The following is a 1,516-nucleotide window of genomic DNA, read 5'->3' as shown; positions in this document are numbered from 1 at the left end:
CCCGCCTCCTCGCCCTGCGCGACGACACCACCCTCATCCCGGGCCGGCTGCTGCGCCCCACCGGATTCACCGAGGGCCTCGACGCCGACTCACCCACCGCCGCCATCACCGCGCGCGCCGTCTGGACCGCCGCCGGCCCCCACGCGTTCATCGGCACCGACTTCGGCTCGCTCCTCTTCGACGGCCAGGGCCGGACCCTGTGGGCCGACCCCGCCAGCGCGATGGCCGCCTTCACCCCGGACGGCCGGGCGCTTGTCGTGGTCCAGGAGGAGATCGACGCCTGGTTCCTCGCCGGCTGTGCCCCGCCCGCCGACGCCGCCGCGCTCGCCCAGGACCCCGGCCCCGGCGAGGTGCTGCTCTCCGGGCTCCCCGGTGAACTCCCCTGCTCCTACCAGCCGGTTCGGGACGTGGCCGTGGCAGACGACGCCCGCGCCCTCGCCTACTCCGCCGCCCTCGACCGGCGCGCCGGCGAGCGCCCGCTGGTGCTGGTACGCGCGCGTGCCGACGGCGGCCCGCCCGAGATCGGCCGGCTGCCGGCCGTCCCTGGCGCCGGCCATCTGGCGGGCCTCGCCTTCGGCCCGCGCGGCGACGTCATCGCGCGCGGCCTGCTCGGCGATGAACCCTGCCTGGTCCTCAACGAGGTGGAGGGCGGCGCGGAGCGCTGGCGCCGGGAGCTGCCGCCGGCCGCCCCGCACGGCGAGGAACGGCTGCGGCTCGCCTTCAGCGGAGACGGCTCGCGCCTGGTGCTCGCCTCGCACGCCGCCGCCCGGGTGGTGGTGCTCGACGCGGAGACCGGCGGCAAGGTCTTCGTGCTCACCGAGCGCGGCGGCCTCCTCGACCAGGCGGCGCTCGACGCCTCGGGCGAACGCGTGGCCTGCGGGCTGCGCGCGGGCGCGACGCGGGTGGTGGTGCGGGACGTCGCCAGTGGAAAAACGTTGCTGCGCGCGGAGCCTGAGCAGCTGCGCTGCATCACCGGCCTCGCCTTCGCCCCCGACGGCTCGGCCCTGGCCCTCGCCGGCTCGACGCTGCGCGGCCACGCGGCGCTCTGGACGCTGCCGCTCACCGCCGACGCCACGGGCGTGCGACGCCGCGCCATCCCCCGGATCGCCGTCCGCGACCTCCCGATGCTCGACCACCCGGAGGGCGCCCTGGTCTGGACGGCCACGGGCCCCCGCGCCTACTTCCCGGGCAGCCACGGGCGCGGCGCCGTGTGGGACGCGGCCACTGACACGGTGCTCGCGGAACTCCCCTTCGCCGCGACCGAGGCGGGCGTCGCCCTGTCCCGGGACGGCGAAACGCTGGTCACCGTCACCCAGTTCGGAGCCAGACGCTGGCCGCTCGGCCAACCGGGCGCGCGCTGAGCATGGGTGAGGGGCCGGGGCGCGACGTCCTGGCCCCTCACCTTCAGGGGTGGTTCGGTGTTCCTACCGGCTTACAGGGGCGGGTAGGCGTTGGCCAGGAGCTCCTGGAACTGGGCGGAGAACCAGTGGCCGGAGAGCGGGGCATCCGCGAGTGC

1 protein-coding gene is annotated in these 1,516 nt (G+C 76.8%); it reads left to right on the top strand.

What is annotated here, in order from left to right:
- On the top strand, nt 1-1,361 hold a 1,361-nt coding region (locus E1265_RS37675; RefSeq protein WP_207931357.1), incomplete at its 5' end, for a hypothetical protein.
- Nucleotides 1,362-1,516 lie beyond the last annotated feature (155 nt).

The organism is Streptomyces sp. 8K308 (genome assembly GCF_004348315.1).
Taxonomy (GTDB): domain Bacteria; phylum Actinomycetota; class Actinomycetes; order Streptomycetales; family Streptomycetaceae; genus Streptomyces.
The sequence above is the reverse complement of the archived record's forward strand: the minus strand, read 5'-3'. Positions and strand labels throughout refer to the sequence as shown.